Annotated in this window: 21 protein-coding genes and 3 pseudogenes; 10 read left to right on the forward strand and 14 right to left on the reverse strand. The window is 40.1% G+C overall.

The window, feature by feature from the left end:
• Positions 1-4: 4 nt before the first annotated feature.
• The 4 genes from hemH to MST17_RS14365 form a co-directional block, all read right to left on the reverse strand.
• Entirely contained in the window at positions 5-1,027 is a 1,023-nt protein-coding gene (gene hemH / locus MST17_RS14350) for a ferrochelatase (RefSeq protein ID WP_180026640.1), read from the reverse strand.
• Positions 1,028-1,092: 65 nt separating this feature from the next.
• Positions 1,093-2,121, reverse strand: coding sequence for a DUF4062 domain-containing protein (locus MST17_RS14355; protein ID WP_067764038.1), 1,029 nt, complete (start codon positions 2,119-2,121; stop codon positions 1,093-1,095).
• A gap of 121 nt (positions 2,122-2,242) precedes the next feature.
• Positions 2,243-3,127: a glutamate racemase gene (gene murI / locus MST17_RS14360; RefSeq protein ID WP_180010252.1), complete on the reverse strand. Its 885-nt coding sequence runs from the start codon at positions 3,125-3,127 to the stop codon at positions 2,243-2,245.
• A 49-nt stretch (positions 3,128-3,176) separates the two neighbouring features.
• Positions 3,177-3,785 carry a DUF1285 domain-containing protein gene (locus MST17_RS14365; RefSeq protein ID WP_180026641.1) on the reverse strand — a complete coding sequence of 203 codons (609 nt, stop codon included), beginning with the start codon at positions 3,783-3,785 and terminating at the stop codon, positions 3,177-3,179.
• A gap of 194 nt (positions 3,786-3,979) precedes the next feature.
• Between MST17_RS14365 and MST17_RS14370 the strand changes: the two genes are divergently transcribed.
• Entirely contained in the window at positions 3,980-5,692 is a 1,713-nt protein-coding gene (locus MST17_RS14370; RefSeq protein WP_180026642.1) for an electron transfer flavoprotein-ubiquinone oxidoreductase, read from the forward strand.
• A gap of 457 nt (positions 5,693-6,149) precedes the next feature.
• Here MST17_RS14370 and MST17_RS14375 read toward each other — a convergent pair.
• Positions 6,150-6,338, reverse strand: a pseudogene (locus MST17_RS14375) (IS5/IS1182 family transposase); the annotation flags it as partial.
• A gap of 356 nt (positions 6,339-6,694) precedes the next feature.
• Between MST17_RS14375 and MST17_RS14380 the strand changes: the two are divergent.
• Together MST17_RS14380 and MST17_RS14385 are read left to right on the forward strand one after the other, a co-directional pair.
• Positions 6,695-7,471, forward strand: a complete 777-nt coding sequence (locus tag MST17_RS14380; RefSeq protein ID WP_180026643.1) for a hypothetical protein — start codon at positions 6,695-6,697, stop codon at positions 7,469-7,471.
• 4 nt (positions 7,472-7,475) lie between these two features.
• Positions 7,476-8,021, forward strand: a complete 546-nt coding sequence (locus MST17_RS14385; RefSeq protein ID WP_180026644.1) for a hypothetical protein — start codon at positions 7,476-7,478, stop codon at positions 8,019-8,021.
• A gap of 493 nt (positions 8,022-8,514) precedes the next feature.
• Here the strand turns inward: MST17_RS14385 and MST17_RS14390 are convergent, their stop codons facing one another.
• The 3 genes and pseudogenes from MST17_RS14390 to tusA all read right to left on the reverse strand — a co-directional run bounded on the left by MST17_RS14390 (position 8,515) and on the right by tusA (position 13,041).
• Positions 8,515-9,327 (reverse strand): IS5 family transposase, encoded by an 813-nt coding sequence (locus tag MST17_RS14390; RefSeq protein ID WP_257246872.1) that lies wholly within the window; start codon positions 9,325-9,327, stop codon positions 8,515-8,517.
• 576 nt (positions 9,328-9,903) lie between these two features.
• Positions 9,904-12,650: pseudogene (locus MST17_RS14395) on the reverse strand (type VI secretion system Vgr family protein).
• A 133-nt stretch (positions 12,651-12,783) separates the two neighbouring features.
• Complete coding sequence (gene tusA / locus MST17_RS14400; protein WP_078189780.1) at positions 12,784-13,041, reverse strand: sulfurtransferase TusA; 258 nt, start codon at positions 13,039-13,041, stop codon at positions 12,784-12,786.
• Between the two features lie 200 nt (positions 13,042-13,241).
• Here tusA and MST17_RS14405 point away from each other — a divergent pair, with 200 nt between their 5' ends.
• Together MST17_RS14405 and lnt are read left to right on the forward strand one after the other, a co-directional pair.
• Positions 13,242-14,081: an HlyC/CorC family transporter gene (locus MST17_RS14405; protein ID WP_078189781.1), complete on the forward strand. Its 840-nt coding sequence runs from the start codon at positions 13,242-13,244 to the stop codon at positions 14,079-14,081.
• A complete protein-coding gene (gene lnt / locus MST17_RS14410) occupies positions 14,078-15,637 on the forward strand; it encodes an apolipoprotein N-acyltransferase (protein WP_180027380.1) in 1,560 nt (519 codons plus the stop codon). The genes MST17_RS14405 and lnt overlap by 4 nt, the downstream gene beginning before the upstream one ends.
• A gap of 86 nt (positions 15,638-15,723) precedes the next feature.
• Here lnt and MST17_RS14415 read toward each other — a convergent pair.
• From MST17_RS14415 to gspF, 6 genes and pseudogenes are all read right to left on the reverse strand, one after another.
• Positions 15,724-16,062 (reverse strand): annotated as a pseudogene (locus MST17_RS14415) (tRNA-binding protein).
• A 221-nt stretch (positions 16,063-16,283) separates the two neighbouring features.
• Positions 16,284-16,619: a hypothetical protein gene (locus MST17_RS14420; protein WP_078189783.1), complete on the reverse strand. Its 336-nt coding sequence runs from the start codon at positions 16,617-16,619 to the stop codon at positions 16,284-16,286.
• A 178-nt stretch (positions 16,620-16,797) separates the two neighbouring features.
• Positions 16,798-17,268 (reverse strand): transposase family protein, encoded by a 471-nt coding sequence (locus MST17_RS14425; RefSeq protein WP_257246855.1) that lies wholly within the window; start codon positions 17,266-17,268, stop codon positions 16,798-16,800.
• Positions 17,216-17,611, reverse strand: coding sequence for a transposase family protein (locus tag MST17_RS14430; RefSeq protein ID WP_071851480.1), 396 nt, complete (start codon positions 17,609-17,611; stop codon positions 17,216-17,218). Before MST17_RS14430 ends, MST17_RS14425 begins: the two co-directional genes overlap by 53 nt.
• A gap of 210 nt (positions 17,612-17,821) precedes the next feature.
• On the reverse strand, positions 17,822-18,259 hold the full coding sequence (gspG, locus tag MST17_RS14435) for a type II secretion system major pseudopilin GspG (protein ID WP_180026797.1): 438 nt from the start codon (positions 18,257-18,259) through the stop codon (positions 17,822-17,824).
• 36 nt (positions 18,260-18,295) lie between these two features.
• On the reverse strand, positions 18,296-19,501 hold the full coding sequence (gene gspF / locus MST17_RS14440; protein WP_078189785.1) for a type II secretion system inner membrane protein GspF: 1,206 nt from the start codon (positions 19,499-19,501) through the stop codon (positions 18,296-18,298).
• Positions 19,502-19,651: 150 nt separating this feature from the next.
• Here gspF and MST17_RS14445 point away from each other — a divergent pair, with 150 nt between their 5' ends.
• The 5 genes from MST17_RS14445 to MST17_RS14465 all read left to right on the forward strand — a co-directional run bounded on the left by MST17_RS14445 (position 19,652) and on the right by MST17_RS14465 (position 26,167).
• On the forward strand, positions 19,652-21,874 hold the full coding sequence (locus MST17_RS14445; RefSeq protein WP_180026796.1) for a primosomal protein N': 2,223 nt from the start codon (positions 19,652-19,654) through the stop codon (positions 21,872-21,874).
• Positions 21,875-21,952: 78 nt separating this feature from the next.
• Positions 21,953-23,794: a monovalent cation:proton antiporter-2 (CPA2) family protein gene (locus tag MST17_RS14450; RefSeq protein ID WP_180026795.1), complete on the forward strand. Its 1,842-nt coding sequence runs from the start codon at positions 21,953-21,955 to the stop codon at positions 23,792-23,794.
• Between the two features lie 50 nt (positions 23,795-23,844).
• On the forward strand, positions 23,845-24,720 hold the full coding sequence (gene hslO / locus MST17_RS14455) for an Hsp33 family molecular chaperone HslO (RefSeq protein ID WP_078189788.1): 876 nt from the start codon (positions 23,845-23,847) through the stop codon (positions 24,718-24,720).
• Between the two features lie 245 nt (positions 24,721-24,965).
• Positions 24,966-25,418 carry a DUF2147 domain-containing protein gene (locus MST17_RS14460; protein WP_180026794.1) on the forward strand — a complete coding sequence of 151 codons (453 nt, stop codon included), beginning with the start codon at positions 24,966-24,968 and terminating at the stop codon, positions 25,416-25,418.
• A gap of 284 nt (positions 25,419-25,702) precedes the next feature.
• Positions 25,703-26,167: a DUF2147 domain-containing protein gene (locus MST17_RS14465; RefSeq protein WP_168377964.1), complete on the forward strand. Its 465-nt coding sequence runs from the start codon at positions 25,703-25,705 to the stop codon at positions 26,165-26,167.
• Positions 26,168-26,207: the final 40 nt, after the last annotated feature.

Genomic DNA, 26,207 nt, shown 5'->3' on the forward strand with positions numbered 1-26,207 from the left:
AACCTCAAGGCGATGAATGGGCTAATGTTTGCTTTAAGGCATCAAGATTAGCTTGAAGTAATAAATTGAGCAATGCGACATGATCATCCCGCGCGTTTAATGCAGGAATATAACCATATTCACCACCGCCTGCAGCTTGGAAAATTTCAGCATTTTGCAGCGCCAACTCTTCTAGCGTTTCCAAACAATCCGCTGAAAATGCAGGGCTCATAGCCTGTACCGATTTCACGCCTTGTTTGCCCCACGCTTCCAAAGTGGCATCGGTATAAGGTTTCACCCATTCTTGCTTACCAAAGCGCGATTGGAAACTAATCTCATACTGTTCAGCAGTTAAACCCAAAGCTTGTGCAACCAAATGACCCGTCACACGGCAACGATCTGCATAGGGATCACCCTTATCGGCATAAGGCTGTGGAATACCGTGGAATGACATCAATAATTTATCTGGTACGCCATGTTCAGCTTGATAATCACGCACACTTTGCGCCAAGGCCTGTATAAACACAGGATGCTGGTAATAATCACGAATAATGCTCAGACCCGGCAAATTACGCTGCTGTGGAATCCATTGTGCGATCGCATCATATAGCGGTGCAGTCGATGTTGCTGAATATTGTGGGAATAGTGGAAACAGGACGATGTGGTCTTGAGGCTGCTCAGCCAATTGCGCTAAAGCGGCAGAAATCCCTGGATTACCATAAGTCATGGCCGGAATCACATTCAGTTCAAATTCTGGATATTTTGCTGTGAGATGCTGTTTTACTGCGGCAACTTGCTCAAATAAAATTTCACGCATGGGTGAATCATTACCCCAAACCATGTCATAAGCATGTGCAACACGTTTAGGGCGAAATGGCAAAATGAACAAACGTAGAATGATTTGCCATATCGGTTTCGGGATTTCAATCACTCGCTGATCCGACAAAAACTGTTGCAGAAAACGACGCACTGCGGGCACAGTTGGCGCATCAGGCGTACCTAGATTCGCCAGAATAATGGTGACTTTAGCTTTCTCGACAGGCAACATTACGCTTTTTCCATCAATTTGAATGACGCTAATGTAGCAGCTTTTTATCCATTTAATAAAATAGATTAATATGCAGATTTAAATTGAAAAACTCGATCATTATCAAGCAAATTACTTTCTAGTAATTTTTGACCTTTACTGGTCACTTGCCACAACATCCGCTGACGATCATCTCGGCCATTGGGCACAATCCAGTCATTCTGCCGCATCTGACTTTTAATGCTGTGTAAAGCACGAATATTCACTTGTGCTCGCGCAACCGCATGAGCACGTGGCATCTCAATACGTGCATCATCCAAACCTGTTTCATTCAAAAACTCATTCATACGTTTAGAGAAGAATTCTTCAGGGGTTGGATTAACAAAGGTTGCGCCTAAAATCGACAAAAGCTGCGCCCACGTCATTTTCTTCTGTACTTTTAATTCTTTGAAATTACCATCTTGATAAGCGTGCATGCGGTATTCAAATGAAAATAGTTCATGCATCGACACTTTTGGTAAAGATAAGAATGGATCAACTTCGCGTTTTCCAGACTCTGTTTCGAGTTGAACTAACTGGGCTTTTAAACGATCAATTTCATCATGTAAAGCTTGAGTATTCTGTGGGCGTACCCAACCTGTAACAGGATAGCGTTCTAGCATTTGTGGCATGTTCAATCGAACTGCCATTTCTAAATCACGCAAACTACGATAGGTAAAAACTTGATCGACTTCATTTTGTAATAGTTTTCTAAATTCTTTAAATTTTTCACGAAGTTCAGGTTTAGCATCATGTAACGCATCATCACGTGAATCTGGATCATCATGCATAAACACAATGACAGGTTTTTGCTTGGTCACCGCATAGATGTATTCAAGGTGCATATAGCCCACACCAGACACAGACTGCTCACCGTATTGACTACCCAATAAAATCATCACATAGTCACAATCGTCAATTTGACGACGTGCAAAAGCAGTGCTCAATGGTGTGCGTTGTTCTAGCCCCCATGAGAAAAACCCCATTCCCACAAGCGTCTGAGCCAAAATAATCCGTTCTGGCTGCATTTCGCTACCAGATGTGGAAATGAATACTTGATAACGCTTATCGAGCATTAGTGATCCTCTCCCGCTGCATAACGCACTCAGCATCGAATTGATCTTAGCTGGAAAATGCGGCATGGCTACCCCAATAAAAAACTAATTTTTTCATTTAACGTTGTCCAAAATGACTGATTTAGTCTTCTGAACTTATAAGTCCGATGTTGGCAATGTTCCAAGAAATATCATCTTGAATCAGGCGCGCCACAACCGGTTTTAAATTTTCCGCATTATTGCCACTGACATAGCACTCTATACGCAAACAATTTTCTCTTTTCTGATCAAATAATAACTCATTTTTAATCAAAATTCGGGCTGTTTGTCGTGCAACTGCAAAACCTGAGTCAATTAATGTCAGCTTCTGACCAAAAATATACTGAATTGCCGATTTTAGGAAGGGGTAATGTGTACATCCAAGCACTAAAAAATCTGCACCTTGATTTACAACTGGCTGTAAAACCTCAGTTAATGTGTTAAGACAAGCCTCACTCATCTGCGCACCTGCTTCTACAAAGGGTACTAATTCCAAACTGGTAACAGTCAGAACATTGACCCCTGCCGGCTCAGCAAAACGATGCATCACATCTTTAATCAACTTTCCACGAAATGTCGCAGGTGTTGCAAGAACAGCCACTGTTTTACTTTTTGTTTGCAGAACGGCAGGCTTTAACGCAGGAACTAAACCAATAATGGGGAAGTTCTCCCCATAATGTTCACGCAAATAATCCAAACTAAATGCCGATGCCGTATTGCATGCCACCACCGCGACTTTACACCCCTGACGGTATAACCACTCAATCGCATGTGCAGTCAGTTCACGGATGTCCTGATCTTGACGCGGGCCATAAGGGACATGTGCCGTATCTGCAAAATAAACAATCCGTTCATTCGGTAAATAACGTGCAATTTCCAACGCAACAGACAAACCACCAATACCTGAGTCAAATACCCCAATAGGCGCATCAGCAGTCGCTTTTGGCATGGGTACATTTAAGGGGTAAATGGGATGAATGGCGGTCATAGGGTCACTTTAATTTAGATTCAGAATGACAAGGTGGAAAGCTTAAACCTCAGGTGCCTAATTGCAAGTGCAAATCACCACTTTGTAACACTAAAATGGACTCCCCTTGCTCATTTTCAAGCAGCTCACCCATCTCGACTAAATGAAAAAATGCAGCACGTTGAATTAAGGCATTTATACCAAAACGAACATGCACATAAGGACGTAGTTCACCCTGATATTCACGCATAAAAATCGGATGTTCATCATCCACAACAATCACGTCTTGTGTTGTGGTCGTAAACTGGATATAGCGCTTGTTTTCTAGCTCAAGCGTATCGACTTGATTAACAAATAAAGGCTCATCTTCCACCTGTATTTCAATTTGTTCCACAGGGGTTTTTAAATAGAATTTCCCATCTTCTTTCCAAAGCACGGTTGAGAACAGATCAATGAGTGCTTGCCGCTTGATCAATTGACCATCGTGCCACCATTCTCCATTGGCTAAAACCTTCAAATCCATTGCACCACAATGCTTTGGATGCCATTGATCTAATGGGGGGATTGACCTTTTGTGACCGGACTGTCCATCTTTTAAGTATTGTGCAATGTTCATTAAATTTCTATCATCCCTATTAATGAATTTTTTCGTCGGGTTTTCGTTCAATTGCTGCTTCATCCGCCTAATAAATACCTTAGTGACGGAAAAATAATATGATTCAGCCAATTGGCTAGAACTCGGTTTAAAACTATACTAGCCCACAATATCAAAGACACGATAGAAAAATTGTGTCTGGGCATTAAGAACACTCATGGCAGCACCATTTAAATGAATTGAATGGATGCCACCTTCCGAAATATGAGGAGTCCTACATGGAACACATCGAACGTGAATCGATGGAGTTTGACGTAGTTATCGTCGGTGCAGGTCCTGCCGGCCTATCTGCTGCGATTAAAATTCGTCAACTTGCAATTGAAAATAACCTAAACGATCTGTCCGTTTGTGTCGTGGAAAAGGGCTCCGAAGTGGGTGCGCATATTCTATCAGGTGCTGTGCTTGAACCTCGCGCAATGAATGAATTGTTCCCAGATTGGAAAGAACAAGGTGCACCTTTAAATGTGCCTGTGACTGAAGATAAAACCTTCTTCTTATTGTCTGATGAAAAATCACAAGAAGCACCACATTGGATGGTGCCTAAAACCATGCATAACGATGGCAACTATGTTATTTCGTTAGGTAATGTGGTTCGTTGGTTGGGCGCTAAAGCTGAAGAATTAGAAGTGTCTATTTTCCCAGGTTTTGCAGCGTCTGAAATCCTTTACCACGAAGATGGTACTGTGAAAGGTATTCAGACTGGCGACATGGGTATTGGTAAAGATGGCGAACCAACGCATAACTTTACTCCTGGCTATGAACTGCATGCCAAATACACATTATTTGCTGAAGGCTGTCGTGGTCATTTGGGTAAACGTCTGATTGCTCAGTTCAATTTAGATAAAGATGCTGATCCGCAACATTACGGTATTGGTATTAAAGAACTTTGGGAAATCGATCCTGCTAAGCACAAACCAGGTTTGGTGATGCACGGTGCAGGTTGGCCTTTAAGTGAAACAGGTTCTTCAGGCGGTTGGTGGTTATACCACGCTGAGAACAACCAAGTGACTTTAGGCATGATAGTTGACTTGTCATACACCAATCCACACATGTATCCATTTATGGAAATGCAGCGTTGGAAAACACATCCACTGATCAAGCAATATCTTGAAGGTGGTAAACGTATTTCTTACGGTGCACGTGCGGTTGTAAAAGGTGGTTTCAACTCACTACCTAAATTCACTTTCCCAGGTGGTAGCTTAATTGGTGATGACGCAGGTTTCCTAAACTTTGCGAAAATCAAAGGCTCTCATACAGCAATGAAATCAGGCATGCTGTGCGGTGAAGCTGTATTTGAAGCGATTGCTGCGGGTGTGGAAAAAGGTGGTGACCTTGCCATTGCACGTGTGACTGAAGGTGAAGACTTCTTCACTAAAGAGTTAACTGCGTATACTGACAAGTTTAACAACAGTTGGTTGAAAGAAGAGTTATATAACTCTCGTAACTTCGGCCCTGCTATGCATAAGTTTGGTCAATGGATGGGTGGTGCGTTCAACTTTGTTGATCAAAACATCTTTAAAGTGCCATTTACACTACATGACTTACAGCCAGATTTCAGTGCTTTAAAAACTGTCGATGCTGCGAACTTCAAACCGAATTACCCAAAACCAGATGGTAAAATTACATTTGACCGTTTGTCTTCAGTATTCGTATCGAATACCGTTCATGAAGAAAACCAGCCTGCTCACTTGAAACTGACAGATGCTTCTATACCTGTAAATGTGAACTTACCAAAATGGGATGAGCCTGCTCAGCGCTACTGCCCTGCTGGTGTTTATGAAATTATGGAAGAAAACGACGGTTCTAAGCGTTTCCAAATTAACGCGGCAAACTGTGTGCACTGTAAGACGTGTGACATCAAAGATCCATCTCAAAACATTACTTGGGTAACACCTGAGGGTGGTGGTGGTCCTAATTACCCAAACATGTAATTAGTACCCGAACTTGTAACCTCTTTTGAGATAAAAATAAACCCGCTTAGTGCGGGTTTATTTATTAAGCTTCAACATAACCAGGTGAGATTTTTTAAATAGAAAAATATAAAATAAATAAACCCGCAAACAGATACGTAATAAAACTATTTGAATTACTCTCTTCTTCTAATCCACTAGATTTAATATAAGTAAAAGCTAATAGGGCTAAGAAAATTAATATTACAAAAAACCTAAAAACTTTCCACTTAACACCCAACTATTTTAAACCAATTTTAATAAATTGAATTCTATATTATTCATTTAAATTAGGATTACCAACAAGCTCACCAACTAAATTATTTCTTTTTCAATCTCAAAAATCCACTCATAATATTAAGTTAAATTTTTGTTCAATATATCAATTTTAATAGGCGTTTGTACAAATGGACATGTAATATTGTACTATCCAATCTTAACCACAAAGTTTTATGATACTTTTTACGAAATCCGTAATCATATGTAAAGAAAGGCGAAATAGAAATTTGATCAAACAGTATTAAATTATTATATCGAAATAGGTTTGATTTCGTCCATGCTCACCTAATGGCTGAGTATACTATTGAGTCCGAGAATCAAACCCAATCGAAATATTCGCTCGCTTTATTCAAGAAGACCAATTGGTTGTACAATAGGCCTTGAGTGCAAGCATCTTTATTCGGGAATTATATTGCTGAAGAAGCCTTTAAGAATATCTCCTTGTACAACAAAGCCAATTTTTATTAAAAGCGCAGTTAATCTATGAAATTTCTCATAAACTAAGGAGTTTACTTCCACTTCGAGACGCTAACCTAGAATATGTTTCAAAACATTACAAGATGTGGCATTTAAGAAAATATGATATACATAAAAGTTAAAAATGTAACATTTAAAAAACATAAATGTACTTAAACGAGTATTTATCTAATAAATTTTAGATTATAATTTCTACTATTGAAAAATATAAATAGAACTTAGATTTAAATGACTATACAAAGAAACAATCCTTTTGCTGGCCTATATGATACAGCAGGAAGAGCAACTAATTCATACGGATCTTCAAATGTTCCTACAAGATATGGCACTCTTCAAAATATTGAAAATGTTAAAATTACAAAAAAATGGACAGTTCATGATCTTAATCGAATAGTTAAGAACGGAATTCAAGGATTAGACGATCCAACTAGAAATTGCAGCATGTGTTGTTTAAATGCTTTAGCAAGCAATATCAATGCCTTATATGCGGGTTATTCACCCAAATCAATACCAACAAATAATACAATGATTCAAGCAACTGAAACATTAGTCAAAAAAGGGTACGCTGTACGCTTAAAAGATATTCAACCTACTATTAAAAACACTACTAAAAGATTCACTACAGCTGCAGACATATTAGATAATGATGTTGAGAAGTCAGTATCTGCTAATATTTCAGCATCTTTAAGTAAATTAACCCCTGATAATTCACTAATGTTTTTTTCAGTTGGTATTGCTTACGGATATCACTCAACCATAATAGCTGTATCTAAAATATCAACATTATCTGTTGGTGGCGGTGGTATTCGCCTAAGTGGAAACAATAACAAACCACTTTTTTTATTTATTGAGGATAATGGTGGTGCAAGAAAATATTATGGTCCAGAATTGGATGCTAAGTGTTGTCAATATATTGTTGGAGCAACTAGACATTATAGAGGTCGAAATAATCTAAATGCCAACCTAGATGCTATAATCTTCCAATTAAATATCCCAAATAAATAAAATTATGAAAATAAAAAATTACACAATAGCAGGAACCATTTTTCTTTTTGGCTGTACTTTTCAAAAAAATGATGTATCACCTACAAATATTGATATAGATCTACTACGAAATAGTTTTAAAATAAAAAATTTAAACTTTGTGCACAATAAAATCAATAATGATTTTTTTTCAGAGAGTTTAAGTAAATGCTTAGGCCCAAACCAAAAAAACAATCTTAAATTAAAAAACACATATACCATTAAATTTAAAGAGAATATAATTTCAAATGTCACAGAATACGAAATACAGAAAAATCAACTCTCTTCTTCTGTTAATAAAATAACCAATAATTTCCTAATAACACCTAGATCTAATTTTTCAAAATTATGCTGGGAAGATACTTATACAAAACCTATTTACAGTAAAAACTTTGGGACAACTTTATTTGTTTTCTCAAGCAATGAAAACTATATCTTTAACTCAAAGAATGATTCAATTAAAAGCACTATTGAAAATAACCCTCATGAATATTATTTAGACGACATTATATCAATAATCAATAATCAATAATCAATAATCAATAATCAATAATCAATAATCAATAATCAATAATCAATAATCAATAATCAATAATCAATAATCAATAATCAATAATCAATAATCAATAATCAATAATCAATAATCAATAATCAATAATCAATAATCAATAATCAATAATCAATAATCAATAATCAATAATCAATAATCAATAATCAATAATCAATAATCAATAATCAATAATCAATAATCAATAATCAATAATCAATAATCAATAATCAATAATCAATAATCAATAATCAATAATCAATAATCAATAATCAATAATCAATAATCAATAATCAATAATCAATAATCAATAATCAATAATCAATAATCAATAATCAATAATCAATAATCAATAATCAATAATCAATAATCAATAATCAATAATCAATAATCAATAATCAATAATCAATAATCAATAATCAATAATCAATAATCAATAATCAATAATCAATAATCAATAATAGATTTCTTTCATAAGTCATTTTTCACTCAGCTCCAAGTTATAAATTCCAGCAATTAGATTGAATCTTAATGCTAGTCTTTTGCCTCGATTGCGATATCGCTCAGCAAGAATTTTGAAGGTTTTCAAACTGCCAAATACATGCTCAATTCCAATTCTTCTTTTATTGATTTCCTGATTATAGATTTTTAGTTCGGAATCCAGTTTACAGCGCTTCTTTGCTTTTAATGGCAACAAGCTATTTGGATACACTGTATAAATTCCCTGATAACCCTTATCCGCAAGGATAAATGCACCTGCAGGAATCTGATTCAAGTTACGTCTGAAGAGTTCGAAATCATGTACGGCACCACGACTCGTACATAAACTCAGGATTTTTTGAGTTTGATAATGAATGATGGCCTGTACTTTGAAAGTGTGGATCTTTTTCTTGCCGCTATAGCTTTTCTTCTGTTTTTTAGGCCTTTGGATTGGAATTTCTGTGGCATCCACGATCACAACATTCCAATCGATGCCTTCGCCCTCGGGTAAATCTTTGGGTAAATTAAAGAGATTGGACCGAATCAGGCAGTCTTCAACATGACGGACAATTCTTGAGGCTGTGGGCTCTGAAACCCCGTAGCTCGTCGCAACGTGAAATAAGGTTCGGTATTCCCGCCAATAGCTTAGACAGAGCAGAACCTGGTCTTCCAGGCTTAACTTGGGCGGTCTGCCTTTGGCAGGGACATGTTTCTTCAATTGCTCAACCATCAAATAGAAAGTTGACCATGAGATGCCTGTGTATCGCTTGAACTGAGGATCAGAAAGCTTGTTTGAATCGATGTATTTCATCCGCAGATTATGCACGAATGCTAAGAAATCCGGAGTGCAAATATTAACCAAAAAGAAGATCGTTTTTTGATTTATGAAAGAGATCTAATCAATAATCAATAATCAATAATCAATAATCAATAATCAATAATCAATAATCAATAATCAATAATCAATAATCAATAATCAATAATCAATAATCAATAATCAATAATCAATAATCAATAATCAATAATCAATATCAATAATCAATAATCAATAATCAATAATCAATAATCAATAATCAATAATCAATAATCAATAATCAATAATCAATAATCAATAATCAATAATCAATAATCAATAATCAATAATCAATAATCAATAATCAATAATCAATAATCAATAATCAATAATCAATAATCAATAATCAATAATCAATAATCAATAATCAATAATCAATAATCAATAATCAATAATCAATAATCAATAATCAATAATCAATAATCAATAATCAATAATCAATAATCAATAATCAATAATCAATAATCAATAATCAATAGATACCTCTTTCAAACATAAAAAACTAAATTTAATTTATAAAAGCTACTAAGTAAATTAAAGTTCTAAAAAGACTTTAATATCTTCTGCGGACTCTGTGTAAAAAATTTCAGTGTAGCCTTCTTTATTTGTTCTACCTTTTTTTGTTCGCCCATTTTTAAACTTTGCCAGATAACCTACATTTTTATATGGCTGACCATTATCATCAGTAAATTTAAATTGTGCATTATATCTTGAACTATCAGGCATGAATGGGAAGTTAGAAATATCAACTCTCTCCCCTCCCACAAACTTATGCTGCCCCGCCTTCACCTCAAACTTTCCAGCCGTAGTAGGCAATACACCCGCACTACTAATTTCAATCTGACTACCACCAGCAGTTAGCACGATTTTTTTGCTCGCTTTGATTTCAACTTTATCTTCCGTAGAAATAATTTGAATACCTTTTCGGGCAATCAGATCTGCCCCATCTCCTTGGGCTTGGATTTCAACTTTGCCTTTGCCTGCATACGCGCGTAAACCTTCTTGTGCTGCAAATAGACTGATCTTGCTTTGTGCATGGGCAATTAAAGATTTTTGACTGCTGATATTGATGCTATCGCCCGCACTTTGGCTGATCTGCCCATCCGCTGAAAGATGAATATCTTCCTGACTACTCACAGCAATGGAGTTTGGTGCAGATAAAATCATTAAGGCTTGTTTAAAGGCATCAGCTTTTTCTTTACTGCCTTTTTCGATTTGGCCAAGGAAGTTTTTCAGATTATCTAAGACTTCAAGTGGGTCAGTTTGTTGGTTTTTCGCCACTTCACTTAAGGCTTTACTGCTGTTTAAGTTGGCTTCGATTTGTTCTTTCGCCGCTTGTGCGTCGAGGTGCATTGCCGCTGCTTGTTGTTGTGGGTGTGTGCTGACAAGGAGCCCTTGTCCTGCTCGCACTGCACCCCATTGGTCGGTTCTCAGTTCAAAGCCTTCACCTCGCCCTGCACTTTCTGCGGTTTCTTTGGGATGACTAAGGTTACCGAGGTTAAGCTGAGTGGCACCATGGGTACTTTGTAATTGTGTTGATATTTGTCCTGTGGTGTCATCAAAGCGCAGTTGTCCAAAGCCTTCACCTTGGACTTCCTTACTTTTTATTCCAGCCAGTTTTTTGGTGTCTGGCAGTTTGCCTTTACTATCAAATTGGGTCGGACTGCGCTGTGCTTCATGTATACGTCCCACCACAAATGGTCGGTCGATATTACCGTCAAAGAAATCGATGACCACGATTTCATTAATGCGTGGCAAGAAGCGTGCGCCATAGCCTTCACCGGCCCATGGAGTCAGTACATCTACCCATGCAGAGTCCGTGTCATTGTCATTGCTGCCTGCACCGCCATCATGGCTGTGGTCATCTCCACGGGTAAATAAGAAGCGGACTTTGATACGTCCCCATTCATCGACATGTATTTCTTCACCACTTGGTCCAACGACTTTGGCGCGTTGCGGGTGGGTGCTTGGACGGTGTTCGAGTGGGTTATATGCAGGAACGGTCGCAATATTGCGGCGTTGTAATGTGAGCTGATTGGCCTGACGCTCGGCCTGTTCATGGATCGGTTTAATGTTCCACTGACTTTGTTCAATCAGTTGATTAACTTGTTCAGTAAGGTCTTTGGGTAAGTTATTTTGGTTATAGAATTTCTTTTCTGTAATTAAAAATTGTTTGTCTGCACCACTATGTTGATCAATTTCAGGGTGTTCATTCAGTTCAAACCAATAACCACTTGGGTATCACGCACGGTCGATTGTGCATTGAATTTTTTTGATTGTAGCTCGTGATAGCGCGTTAGGTTTTGATTCAGTTTTTCAATTTGGCTATTGGATGAAGCGGTAGCTTGGTCTTCGCCTTTTAAGTCTTGCATCCATGCAGGGCTGATATGCCATGCTTGTTCCAAACTTAAGCTGGCATTGTCTTGGCTTTGGCTATGCTGATGTTTACTTTGAACTGAACCTGCGCCTTCTTCTTGGCTGAGTCCATCGGCTTGCCAGCGCTGCACATGGACCGCAGTCGGTTGAATGCTACGCTCACCGATCAAGCTGGTGATGCTGTCTTGTTTTTCTGTGGCGCTAGAGCGATGAAAGCGGATGCTACGACGGCTGAGTGCTTGATATTGGCTATTGTCATCAATCAGGCGAAGTTTTTGTTTTTCAATTGGCGCTGAGGAATGTGGTGCTTTCAGCTGCGCTTCATCGATGAGCCAATTGATGCCTTCACTGCGCCAAAGACGCGTTAAAAAGTCATAATCGCTTTCATTCGACTGCATGATGAAAGGTCGTACATCATAGTTCTGACTTAAACCGCTTAGATCTAGCGTTAGACTGGCAGCAAAGAGCGGACTTTTGCTTTGCCATTCTTTAAAGAGAGTTTCACTGACATCGCGAACAGATTTGTTCATAAACACACGGCTGTTCCTGCGTTTATGCCACAGCGATGTTGCATCTTCTAAAGTGAGTTTATACAGCGTGAGTGAACCGTCACTCTGGCCTTGGGTGGCTTCGGTAATAATACCCGTGGTGCGGAAGAGTTCGCCCTGATCGGTCACTTGATCAACGGCGACTTGTACGCCAATAAATTGTTTTAGTGGAATAAGTGCATTCGTAGATAGGCAAATCAAAGTCGCTTGCAGGCCTTGGTTTAAGACATGCTCCCCATCAATACGTTGAATAAAAAGCTCTTCATTCAACGCAGGATTGGAAAATTGCACATGAATGGCACGTTTTTGGGCGGATAAGCCTAATTTTTCAAGTATAAGAGCAATCGAATTTAACATTTTAAAAGTCTGTTTTTTAAACTTTGTATAATTATGCTGCGAATGATATAGGCTAGCCATCAGACTTGACCAGCCTATTTTATTAATAAAAATGTAACATCTTAATAATTATTATTTTTTACAATCTCTTAAATTAACCTTTCTGAACCAAATAATGGAATTCTTTATTTCCATTTTCATCAAGACGTTCTTCTTGAAGCAAAAGCTCATGACCTAAATGCATACAAAATTTCGGAATATCCCAAGAGGTCGAATTATCTGTTGCAAAAACCTCAACAATATCACCCGATTTTGATTTACGAATGGCTTGATGCAACATCATCACAGGCTCAGGGCAACGTAAGCCACGGGTGTTTAATTGAATTGATGGGGGCACAGAAGGCTCAGACATTAGAAAACTCAGTATTAAAATCTAGGGCTATTTTAGCATAATCCTAACGACCGAATGTTAGCTTGAAAAATGCAGATGATAACGTCTTAAAATGACTTGATCGCTCATCATCTAGATCAACATTAACAATAGACAACTGTATTTTCTACGGTATGATAAAATCATCATTTATTAGATATTAAGAGTCTTTAGGAAAGATCATGCAAGAGGAATCCGGCCCGTCGTGGGGCATGCGCGGCTTACGTAAATGGCTGGGCACTGCACCAGAAACCCGTGACGAACTGTTGAAATTGGTACAAGATTCACGTCGCTTCTTAGAACCCGATACAGTTGCCATGCTCGAAGGGGTACTCGACTTACCTGCAACTAAAATCCGCGAGGTGATGACCCCCCGTACTGCGATGATCAGCTTACAAGAAGATGATGAGCTATTAGATATTTTGCATGTACTTGTTGAATCAGCACACTCACGTTTCCCTGTCTTTTCCTCAGACCAGCCTGACAATGTCGTCGGTATTCTCTTGGCCAAAGATTTGTTGCCATTTTTGACAGAACCGACCACCAAAGTCGATATTCGTGCATTAATGCGTCAACCCTTATTTGTACCCGAGAGCGCACGCTCTGACCAAGTTTTACGTATGTTAAAAAATACCCAAACCCATATCGCTGTAGTGATTGATGAATATGGCACAACTTCAGGCTTAGTCACTTTAGAGGACATTCTTGAAGAAATTGTGGGTGAAATTGAAGATGAACACGACAAAGTCGATGAAGAAGCTCAATTTATCATTCCAGATGAAGACCCACTAAGTGCAAATACATGGTTGGTTCAAGCACTTACACCAATTGAACACTTTAACAATCTTTTAGATGCTGATTTTTCAGATGATGAAGTAGAAACTGTGGGCGGCTTACTGCTACAAGAAATGGGCTTGGTCAGTGATTTACAAGGTCAAGTGATTGAACTTGAAAACTGGGAATTTACCATTTTGGAGGCAGATGCACGTACTATTCATCTGATCCGAGCTGTCCGTAAATGAGAACCTACTTTGATAAGCTGCTAAACCACTCAGAACAAAAAAAACAGCTACCTTTCATCTATCCTTTGCTGATTGCATTATTTTCAGGTGCCATCTTCAGCTTGTCGCTGGCACCTTATCATTATTGGTGGTTGGCAATTTTATCTCCAGCCCTGCTGTATGCTTGCTTAAGTCAGCGTGCCCCTAAACAATCGTTTTTCATTGGTCTAGCTTATGGCTTTGGCTTATGGTTTGTCGGGGCTTTTTGGCTGTATACCTCGATCCATGTCTATGGTGATACCAATTCAGCACTCAGTGTTTTGATGATTGCCATTATGGCGATTGTGATGGGCCTGTTTACCGCAGTTCAGAGTTGGCTCTACCGCCGCTTCTTTCCAGAAACCCCACTGACCTTTGCGCCACTGTGGGTGTTTTTCGAGTGGAGTAAAACTTGGGTCTTTACCGGTTTTCCATGGCTGTTTGCAGGTTATGCATTTACTGAACGATTCCTCGATGGCTATGCGCCATTATTCGGGATCTTTGGAGTATCTTTTGCGGTCATTGTATTGGCCTGCGCCTTGGTTGAAATCCTGCGTAAACGCATCTTTTGGATTGTTCCCTCTGCCCTTGTTTTGCTCGGTGCATGGGGTGCAGCGCAATTGCAATTTGTTCAGCCTAAAAATGAAAAACCGCTGAGTGTTTCCTTAATTCAAGGCAATATTCCACAAGATTTAAAATGGTTAACAGAATACCAAGCTCAAACCTTAATGAAATATGCGTCATTAAGTCGGACCGAATGGGGCCGTGATGTCATTGTTTGGCCAGAATCCTCCATTCCAATGTTCCAAACCGATATAGAGCCGTTTTTGGATGCGATGAAAGTCCAAGCCAATAAAACAGGTACGGCTTGGGTGACAGGTATTCCCTATTGGGATCTGGCAGAATCACAGCAAAACCAACACCCTATGTATTACAACACCATCATGGCAACTGGTGATGAATCTTCTGGTTTATACAAGAAGCAACGTCTAGTTCCCTTTGGTGAATACATTCCGCTTTCAGGGATGTTAAGTTGGGTACTGCCTGCCCTACAAAATGACCCGTCGATGAGTGGCTTTTCACGTGGCGCAAACAACCAAAAGCCTTTGAATGTTAAAGGTCATGATTTAGGTGCGGCGATTTGCTATGAAGTGGCTTATCCCAACTTAACGCGCCGTAATGCCAGTCAAAGTGACTACCTAGTGACTATTTCCAATGACGCTTGGTTTACTGGAACAGCGAGCCCACATCAGCACCTACAAATGGTTCAAATGCGTGCCAAAGAAAATGGCCGTTGGTTTATCCGTGCAACCAATACCGGCATTACCGCCTTTATTGATCATAATGGTCACATTGTGAAACAGGCACCGATGGATAAAGATGCGGTACTTCGTGGTGATTTACCTGCCATGCAAGGCGAAACACTTTACACTCGCTTAAGTGATTGGCCTGTGTTGATTTTCTCATTCTTGCTATTGGTTCTCGGTTGGATTTATCGACCGCGTAAAGTTGATATTTCTTTTAAATCACGCCGTTGATTCCGCTACAAAAGATCAAAAAAAACCGAGCTTTGGCTCGGTTTTTTTATTGTTAAACGTTCAACGTGCCAGCTCATCCTACTTTTTCAAAGTAACTTGGTGCCTAGGGGAATCTCTGCATCAGGCACACAAAGAGCAACATGCCCCTCTGCATTATGAAAACCTGTGACCAAACACTCTGACTGGATCGGACCAATTTGTTTTTTCGGAAAATTCACGACAGCAACGACCAATTTCCCCACTAGATTTTCCGGCTGATACAGCTGTGTAATTTGCGCACTGGATTATTTAATGCCCAATTCCTCTCCAAAATCCACATGGAGAATGTACGCGGGTTTACGTGCTTGCTCAAAGACTTCAGCCTGCACAATTTTCCCCACACGTAATTCAACTTTCAAAAAATCTTGCCAATCAATCTGTTGCATTTTTCCCTCTTTTCTTCTCTTTGTTGTGCTTCATCTGACTATCTATGCATTATAAAAATTTGATTCAGGCTGACGATATGTGAAGCAGACATTCGATGCGTCAAAACGGACAAAGTAACGTCATCTTAGAACAAGTTTCACATTAATGTAGGCTAACTGTTCATTAGCACGAGACATAAAAAAACTGGAGCAAGCCCCAGTTTGGAAGGTTAATTTTGGGGTTATAACTGAGTAACTAAATAGGAAAGCATGGCAGCTAAAGACACCATTGGAATATATCGATAAAGACGAACAACCATTTGTTCGATGGCAGATGCATGTTCTTGTTTTAAATTTGCCACAGTCGCTTTTAATGCAGACCAAAAACTTAAAGCCAGTAATGAACTCATTAAGCTCATGGCAAAGAAGCCCACCATAATTTGGCTACTGCCCTCAGTGCTTTGCCATAAATACACAATGCCTTGACTGATCGGCAGAATACTTAAAATCAAAAGAACAGATTTCAGCATAGACCAATGAAATTGGTTAATTTCATCCGTTAATAATAATGCTTTCATACTATCCTCCATGGCTAAAAAAGTACCATAAAAGATATTATGCTCGGTTTTATTTAAATGAAAAGCCTATATTTATTCATATTTTACGATTATTGTAATCAATAAAATTGGGAATAATTCTTATTATAAATATCACATATTTTATATTATGTTATTTAAAGTAGATTTCTTTCATAAGTCATTTTTCACTCAGCTCCAAGTTATAAATTCCAGCAATTAGATTGAATCTTAATGCTAGTCTTTTGCCTCGATTGCGATATCGCTCAGCAAGAATTTTGAAGGTTTTCAAACTGCCAAATACATGCTCAATTCCAATTCTTCTTTTATTGATTTCCTGATTATAGATTTTTAGTTCGGAATCCAGTTTACAGCGCTTCTTTGCTTTTAATGGCAACAAGCTATTTGGATACACTGTATAAATTCCCTGATAACCCTTATCCGCAAGGATAAATGCACCTGCAGGAATCTGATTCAAGTTACGTCTGAAGAGTTCGAAATCATGTACGGCACCACGACTCGTACATAAACTCAGGATTTTTTGAGTTTGATAATGAATGATGGCCTGTACTTTGAAAGTGTGGATCTTTTTCTTGCCGCTATAGCTTTTCTTCTGTTTTTTTAGGCCTTTGGATTGGAATTTCTGTGGCATCCACGATCACAACATTCCAATCGATGCCTTCGCCCTCGGGTAAATCTTTGGGTAAATTAAAGAGATTGGACCGAATCAGGCAGTCTTCAACATGACGGACAATTCTTGAGGCTGTGGGCTCTGAAACCCCGTAGCTCGTCGCAACGTGAAATAAGGTTCGGTATTCCCGCCAATAGCTTAGACAGAGCAGAACCTGGTCTTCCAGGCTTAACTTGGGCGGTCTGCCTTTGGCAGGGACATGTTTCTTCAATTGCTCAACCATCAAATAGAAAGTTGACCATGAGATGCCTGTGTATCGCTTGAACTGAGGATCAGAAAGCTTGTTTGAATCGATGTATTTCATCCGCAGATTATGCACGAATGCTAAGAAATCCGGAGTGCAAATATTAACCAAAAAGAAGATCGTTTTTTGATTTATGAAAGAGATCTAGTAAATTCAACAACTTAATATTAATTTTATAATTAAGATTTATTATCACTTCACTCAATATTGAAACATCCTATTAAGTGAAGTGATTAATTCCATTAAAACTGAATTTATAATTATTCTCAGTTAGTGTTTATAGTAAATATCAGCATCATTTTCTTCACCGCCAGACTGACCATCCGCACCAAATGAATAAAGATCATAAGGACGGCCTTTAGAACCTGGAATCACATATTGAATGTCATTGTCCCAACTGTCTTTTGGATAGCCACCTTTGATGTAGCCACCCGGCAACCAGTTTTTAGCAGACTCAGGTTTGGTGACCAAAGCATTTAATCCGCCGTCTTGCATTGAAGGGAATTTACCATTGTCCATTTTGTATTGATCTAATGAGCCAGCGACACTTTTTAAAGTAATCGCCGTAGTATCAACTTTGGCTTTTTCACCACGGCCCATCACGTTCGGTACAATCAGCGCTGCCAAAACACCTAAAATGACAATGACCACCATCACTTCAATTAAAGTAAAACCTTGTTGCTTCATATTTTTTGTCTTCACTTGCATGTTACAAATCTCTGTTCACATCATTGTTCGAATGTCTTAAATCATATTATTCATATTCACGATTGGCAGCATCACAGCAATCACGATCACCAGTACAATGCTCGCCATAAATACCAACATCAGCGGTTCAAGCAACGCCAATAAAGTTGAAATTAAAGTCGTCACTTCTCGGTCTTGCATCGTCGACGCACGTTCTAGCATCCGATCTAATTCGCCTGAACTTTCACCACTTTTGATCATTTGTACCATCATCGGTGGGAAATAACCACTTCGCTCAAGCTGTGTTGCTAAATTACCACCTTCTGTTACTTTCTCTGCCGCAAGGTTGACCGAATCTCGAATCACCCAATTATTACTGACCGCTGCGCCAATTTTTAAAGCATCGACCAAAGGCACGCCAGACTTGGTTAAAATCGACAAGGTACTGGCAAAACGAGCGGCATTAATGCCTTTAGACAGTTTGGAAAATAATGGTAATTTCAAGGTCAATCGGTCAAAGGCATAATGTCCCGCCGCTGTTCTGAGGAATCGAACCAAGAGAAAAATCGAAACTACGCTACCGACCAATAAAAATGGCCAGGCCATTCGAATAAAATCACTGGCTTTCATTAAAGCGACCGTTATCCACGGCAAGGCATCTTTGCTTTGGTCAAAGGTTTTGACAATATCTGGGACCACATAGGTCATGAGTCCCATCACAATACCGAAAGACATTAACATCAGGATGATGGGATAAATCATCGCACCCTGCACTTTTTTTTGCATGGCGAAGCGGTTTTCGGTGTAATCAGCAAGTTGGTCGAGAATGAGATCGAGATGACCTGAACGCTCACCTGCTGCAATCGTGGCAATATACAGTTCAGGAAAGCGTCCCGCTTGTTGTAGTGCGTTGGCTAAAGAATGTCCTTCCAAAACTTTAGAACGCACCGACATCAACAGGTTTTGCACATGGGCTTTTTCGTTTTGTTTTCCCACAGCACGAATCGCTTCTTCTAATGGTATTGCAGCGGCAACCAAAACTGAAAGTTGGCGAGTCAATAAAGCCAAGTCATAGGCATTCAGCCCTTTTTGAAACCAGCGCTGCTGCGCGTGTTTGTCTTTTTGCTCTATCGGATCGACAGCAACTGGAATGAGTGACTGATCTCTGAGCTGTTGACGAATTTGACGCGCAGAATCACCCTCAAGTACACCCTTCTGCTGCTTCCCTGAAGCGTCTATGGCAGTAAACTGATATGCAGGCATTGTAATGCTCTAATTTTCCAAAATTTCTATCAGCGCAGTTGCGTCTGACCATCAAAATCATTCATATTCTTAGATATAAAATATGAGCTCACTCTAACACAACTCCTTTACGATCACGACGAAATTTAATCAGGAACTTATCCACGTTTTATGGCAAATTCAGCGAGCATTGCAACACCTATTTACCGCGTTCGAGTCGCCGTTCCGGTATATTTATACGACTGCTTCGATTACAGCTTAAACCAAGAGCAATACCAACAAGCTGAAGTAGGTGCACGCGTTGCTGTATCTTTTGGTCGGCAAAATTTGACCGGTATCATCGTGGAAAAAATTGCTCCCGATGCACCACTCGATTCAAGCTTTAAACTCAAGGCCATTACCGAACTTCTTGATGATCGTGCCATTTTAGATGAGAAAGTTTTAAATTTATTGACATGGTCTGCACAGTATTACCAATTTCCGATTGGTGAAGTGATGCAAAGTGCCCTTCCGACGCTGTTACGCCAAGGAAAGCCCTATAATTTATTGGCACGGACATGGAATCTGATTGACCATAATGCTGAAGCCAAAATTAAACGTTCAGAGCGTCAACAAGAGGCGTATAAAATACTAAAATTACATCCCACAGGCACAGGTGAAAATCTTTTAAATTTGTCAGGTGTGGAAACCGCGACACTCAAAGCATTAGAGAAAAAAGGCATCTGCCAATGTGTCTTGGCGGAACAGGACTTTAGCCCGATGCCCATGAGCATGGCGCAAATGCCACTCACTGCAAATCCTGAGCAAAAGAAAGCCATTGATCGGGTGTTAAAGGCGCGTAATCAATATCAGGCATTTTTACTTGATGGTCTCACCGGCAGTGGTAAAACCGAAGTCTATTTACAAATCATGCAAGAGATTCTAAAGCAAGGCAAACAAGTCTTGGTTTTAGTGCCTGAAATTGGACTTACCCCACAGACCATCAGCCGTTTCCAATCACGCTTTCATTGCAATATTGCTCTACTACATTCGGGTTTGAACGATTCAAAACGTATGCAAGCTTGGCAAGCAGCGCAAACGGGCAAGGCGTCTATTATCTTAGGCACGCGTTCTGCGATTTATACCCCACTGCCGAATCTAGGTTTAATTGTGATTGATGAAGAGCATGATCTGTCCTTTAAACAACAAGAAGGCTTTCGCTATTACGCTCGGGATGTCGCACTTTACCGTGGGCATCTGGAACAATGCCCTGTCATTTTAGGTTCTGCCACGCCTAGTATCGAGTGCTATGCACTGGCGAAACAAGGCAAAATGACCGTACTGGAATTGAACCAACGTGCGGGCACTGCGGTCATGCCGAAAATGCACATCCTTGATCTGAAAGTGGCACAGAAACAGCATGGAATCAGCCAACTTTTGATTGGTGAAATCCGTAAACGGCTTGAAAAAAAAGAGCAAGTATTGGTGTTTTTAAACCGCCGGGGTTATGCACCTGTACTGATTTGTGAAAGTTGTGCATGGCAAGCTAAATGCCCACATTGTGATGCCAATTTCACGGTACACCGCACACCCTATCAACACCTACATTGTCACCACTGCGGCACCATTCACCGTATGCCAGAGCATTGTCCACAGTGTAATCACCAAGAACTGAAATCCGTGGGTATGGGTACAGCGAAGGTTGAAGAAAGCCTAAATGAGCTATTTCCGCAGCATGACGTTATACGGGTCGATCGTGATTCCACCAGTCGGGTCGGCAGTTGGCAAAAAATCTATGACAAGATTCAAAAAAGCGAACCTGCCATTTTACTCGGTACACAAATGCTGGCCAAAGGACATCATTTCCCTTACGTCACCTTGGTGGCGATTTTAGATATCGATTCAGGTCTACTGAGTGTGGACTTCCGTGCCATCGAGCGTACTGCACAGCTCATTGTACAAGTCACTGGGCGTGCCGGCCGTGGTGAACGTAAAGGCGATGTGTTTTTACAAACCCTAAGACCCGACCATCCGCTTTTGAATATCTTGGTCAATGAGGACTATCGAAAATTTGCCAAAGAAACCATGAAAGAACGGGAAATGGCACAAATGCCACCGTTTCGCTATGCCGCATTGGTGCGCTGTGAGTCCAAAAACCAAGAACTCAATACTGAATTTTTACAGCAACATGCCCAATTGCTGCGTCAGGACTCTGCTGGAATTATTGACATTTGGGGGCCGATTCCTGCCCCGATGGAGCGCAAAGCGGGACGTTATCAATCCCACATGGTTTTACTGTCTACAGATCGTGCGCGCTTACATTATTATCTGCGTTATTGGTGGCAAAACATCTTGCATAACAAGCCATCAAATATGAAATTGAGCCTCGATATAGACCCACAGGAACTCAGTTAAACGCGTACAATTCAGTCTGAAAAATCAGTCATACTGAATTGCAACTTTCGACCAAAAATACCACTCTAGGACGAGTAAATGTCACTACTGTTACAGATCACAATTTTCCTTGGCGCATCCTTATTGCTTGTCCCTTTGCTCAAGCGCTTTGGTATTGCAACGGTATTGGGATATCTGTTCACCGGTATTTTGCTCGGCCCCGATGTCTTTAACATTGCCAGTGATCCCGAAGCGATCCAAGAGCTCGCTGAGTTTGGCGTGATCTTACTGATGTTCCTGATCGGACTCGAACTGCGTCCACAGCGGCTATGGAGTATGCGTAGTTCTATTTTCGGCATGGGCAGTTTACAAGTCGGTCTGACCGGTCTGCTTTTAGCGCTAGGCAGTTTTTTTGCCTTACAACAAGGCATTGCAGCCAGTATCGTTATCGGTTTCGCTCTGGCACTCTCCTCTACTGCCTTTGTCTTGCAGATGCTGAGTGAAAAACAGCAATTAAACACCACCTATGGGCAACAATCCTTTTCGATTTTGCTGTTTCAAGATATGGCCGCAATTCCCCTGATTGCAGTCATCCCCCTGCTCGCAGGAACAGAATCATCACATCACGGAATCGCCTATTTCGCTGCAATCATTGCAACTTTTTCAGGCTTATTTTTATTTAGTCGATACTTAATGCGGCCTTTTTTCCGTTTCGTCGCGAAAAGTGGCGCGCATGAACTGATCACTGCTGTTGGCTTATTTATTGTGCTGGGTGTCGTGGTGTTGATGGATGTACTGGGCATCAGTACCACACTCGGAGCATTTCTGACTGGCATGCTATTGGCAGACTCGGAATTCCGCCATGAACTCGAAGCCAGTATTGCTCCGTTTAAAGGGCTTTTACTTGGTTTGTTCTTTATGACCGTGGGCATGACCACAGAACTGTCATTATTCGTTGAAATGCCATGGTTCATTATCGGTGGTGCATTGGCACTGATGCTCATCAAAATGGCGTCACTTACGGCGATTGCGCGTTATCTTAAAAATTCATGGCGCAACAGTATTTTACTGGCGACCTGTTTGGCTCAAGGCGGTGAATTTGCCTTTGTGGTCTTTAGTGTGGCGAAAAGTGAAAATGTCGTACAGCAAGCCATTTTGGAGCCATTAACCCTCATCGTCACTTTGTCGATGGTGTTGACCCCTATGTTGTACTGGTTAATACAATCACAAATTTTGCCACGTTTTAATCCAAAAACCATCCCCGAATATGACGACATTCCGGATGAACATAATCCTGTGATTATTGCGGGCTTTGGACGTTTTGGACAAATCATTGCTCGTGTGGCGCATTTACAGCATTTGTCTTTTACCGCCATTGATAGCAACTTAGACAAAGTCGATTTCGTACGTAATTATGGTGGTCATCTATATTATGGCGATGCCACACAACCAGATATTTTACGCGCTGCGGGCATTGAACATGCCAAAGTGTTCGTCCTTGCCATAGATGATATTGAAGACTCGATGAACGTGGCGCGTCATATTCGCCTGAATTACCCTCAGTTAAAATTATTGGTCCGTGCGCGTGACCGTCATCAGGTGCATCTGCTGCGTGATTTGGGGATTGAGCATATTTGGCGTGAAACCTATTTATCGTCTTTAGGAATGGCCTATCACATGCTGTGCGACTTAGGCATCAGCGATGAAGATGCCTATAAAAGTATCGAATTGTTCCGTGATTATGATGAAAAACTGCTGACTCAACAGCAGCAAATCTATACCGATGAACAAAAAATTTATGAAACGCATCGTAACGCTTTAGCTGAACTGGAACATTTGTTTGAAAGCGATGCGCAAGCCCTTGAAAAACCTACAGGTGTTGATTTACAACGCAGTCTACAACGTCATCGTATTGATGTCACAAGAGATGATAATGAATGACTTGTGTTTTACAATATCGTCACCATTAAAGCAGGGTTATGGAGAATTTTATGTCAGATTTACGCCAACGCTTTTTTATTGAAGATAGCCCTGTTCGTGGAGAAGTGGTTCATCTTGAAGAAGCCCTACAAACGATTCTTGCACAGCGTGACTATGCACCTGCTGTACAAATTCTCTTGGGTGAAATGCTCAGCGCGACTGCCTTGTTGGCCAGCACCTTAAAAATTAAAGGTCGTATTAGCTTACAAATTCAGGCTGCAGGCACTTTTAAATGGGCAATGGCGGAATGTAATCATCTCGGTGAAGTTCGCGCACTTGCAGATTATGAAGAAGACCCGCACTTTCAAACCGCTGAAGACAGCAGCACGGTACTCAAAGCCTTGGTAAACCCAGTACTTTTCATTAATATCGAGCCTGAATTTGGTGAGCGTTATCAAGGGATTGTACCTTTAGACAAACCGACTTTAGCGGGTTGCTTGATGCAATATTATGATCTATCTGCACAGATCCCGACACGCATCGTCTTAGCAAGCAGCAACAGCCGTTCAGGTGGTTTACTGATCCAGTTATTGCCGCGTAACAGCGAAGAAGAACAACGCCGAGTTGATGAAGATCTATGGCCACGTTTAACCATGCTGACCGAGACATTAAAAGCAGAAGAGTTAACGTCTTTATCTGCAAACGAAATTTTATATCGTTTATATAACGAAGAAGAAGTTCGTCTACCTGAAACTGAAGCCTTAAAATTTGGCTGCACATGTTCAAAAGAACGCTGTGCGACAGCACTTGAACAAATTGGTGTTGCTGCAGTTCGTGAAACCTTAGAGTTTCAAAACCCAATTGAAATGGACTGCCAATTCTGTAATACAAAATATACCTTTACGGCAGAAGAAGCTTTATCCCTTTTTGGTCAACACCTTAGCTAAATCATTGCATGATTAAAAGCCTAAATCTAAGCATCCTTCGGGGTGCTTTTTTATTGTCCCGATAAAATTTAGACCTACTACTTTCTTGCGCTTAGTCGAATGGGTTCGAACTATAAAGCATCAACATGATCAGCTGTATTTGCGATCAATTTTTTTTCGAGTAAAATCGCGCCAGAAATAAAGTCAAAAAAACCAACAAAGCTTTATTTTTAATAGAAAAATAATGTAAAAAAATTGGATAAATTATGAAACTCAAAACACTCGCTATTCCCTTAGCCATGATCTGCTTTGGCCCAATAACAGCACATGCAGCAGACCTCGTCGGGACATGGAAAACCATAGATGATAAAACAGGCTATGCCCGTGCTGAAGTCCAAATCACTAAATTAAAAGACGGCAGCTATAGCGGTAAAATCACCAAAGTACATGCCATCCCCAACCGCCCTGTCACCACGATTTGTGAAAAATGCGAAGGTAAACTCAAAAATGCACCCTTAATTGGTTTACCGATCTTCTCTGGCTTTAAACATAATGCAAAAGAGAATGCCTATACCGATGGCAAGGTGATCGACCCACTTTCAGGCAATACTTATCAAGGTAAAGGGCAATTGAATGCGCGCGGCAATGTCCTAACACTTCGAGGTTATGTTGGAACCACGCTCCTCGGCCGGACGGTATCTTGGATACGCGTCAACTAAAGCAGCATTTCGGCTTTCATTAGCATGATGAACTCAACTCCAGACGAGTTCATCATGCCGATAATAATCTACTTTGAGATGAATTCCGACTATTTTACTAGTGCGTAGACGTTCAGCATAAACCTCATTTAGCGCCAACTCGTTCATGTTTTGGCTCAAAATATAAATACCAATTCTTAAAAAATCACTAGAATATTCATATTATTTCAGGCTACATTAAACCCATAATATTTTTATGCCTTTAAGTTTTAGGCATCCGCTTTTTGTGTAATGTGGGTAATTATATGGCTGTTAAATTCCTCCCTTCTATCCTGTTCGGCATGTTCTCCATCTGCAGTTTATCCTCTGCTTTTGCAGCGATTGACCCCTTAGTGGGGACATGGAAAACCATTGATGATCGAACAGGATATTCCCTTGCCGATGTGGTGATTCGCAAAGATAAGCATGACCTGTATTCGGCCACCATTATCCAAAGCCGAAGCGTACCCGGAACAGCAAATGTTTCGACATGCACGCAATGCACCGGTGCTCAGAAAAATAAACCCATGGTCGGTTTAACCACTTTAAGCGGCTTAAGCGCTGATCCAGAAAAGCCCAATGAATTTGTGGGTGGAGTGATGCTCGATCCCAAATCAGGCAAGCACTACAATGCACGCGCTCGTTTGATGAATAATGGCAAGCATTTGATCATCAATGGTCGTACTGAAGGCTCTGCAATTGGACGCAATGTCACTTGGGTCAAAAACTAAGCACGAGGCCTTTAAATCATTAAAGGCCTTTTTTAACTTA

The organism is Acinetobacter sp. YH16056_T (assembly GCF_024605895.1).
GTDB classification, from domain to species: Bacteria; Pseudomonadota; Gammaproteobacteria; order Pseudomonadales; family Moraxellaceae; genus Acinetobacter; species Acinetobacter amyesii.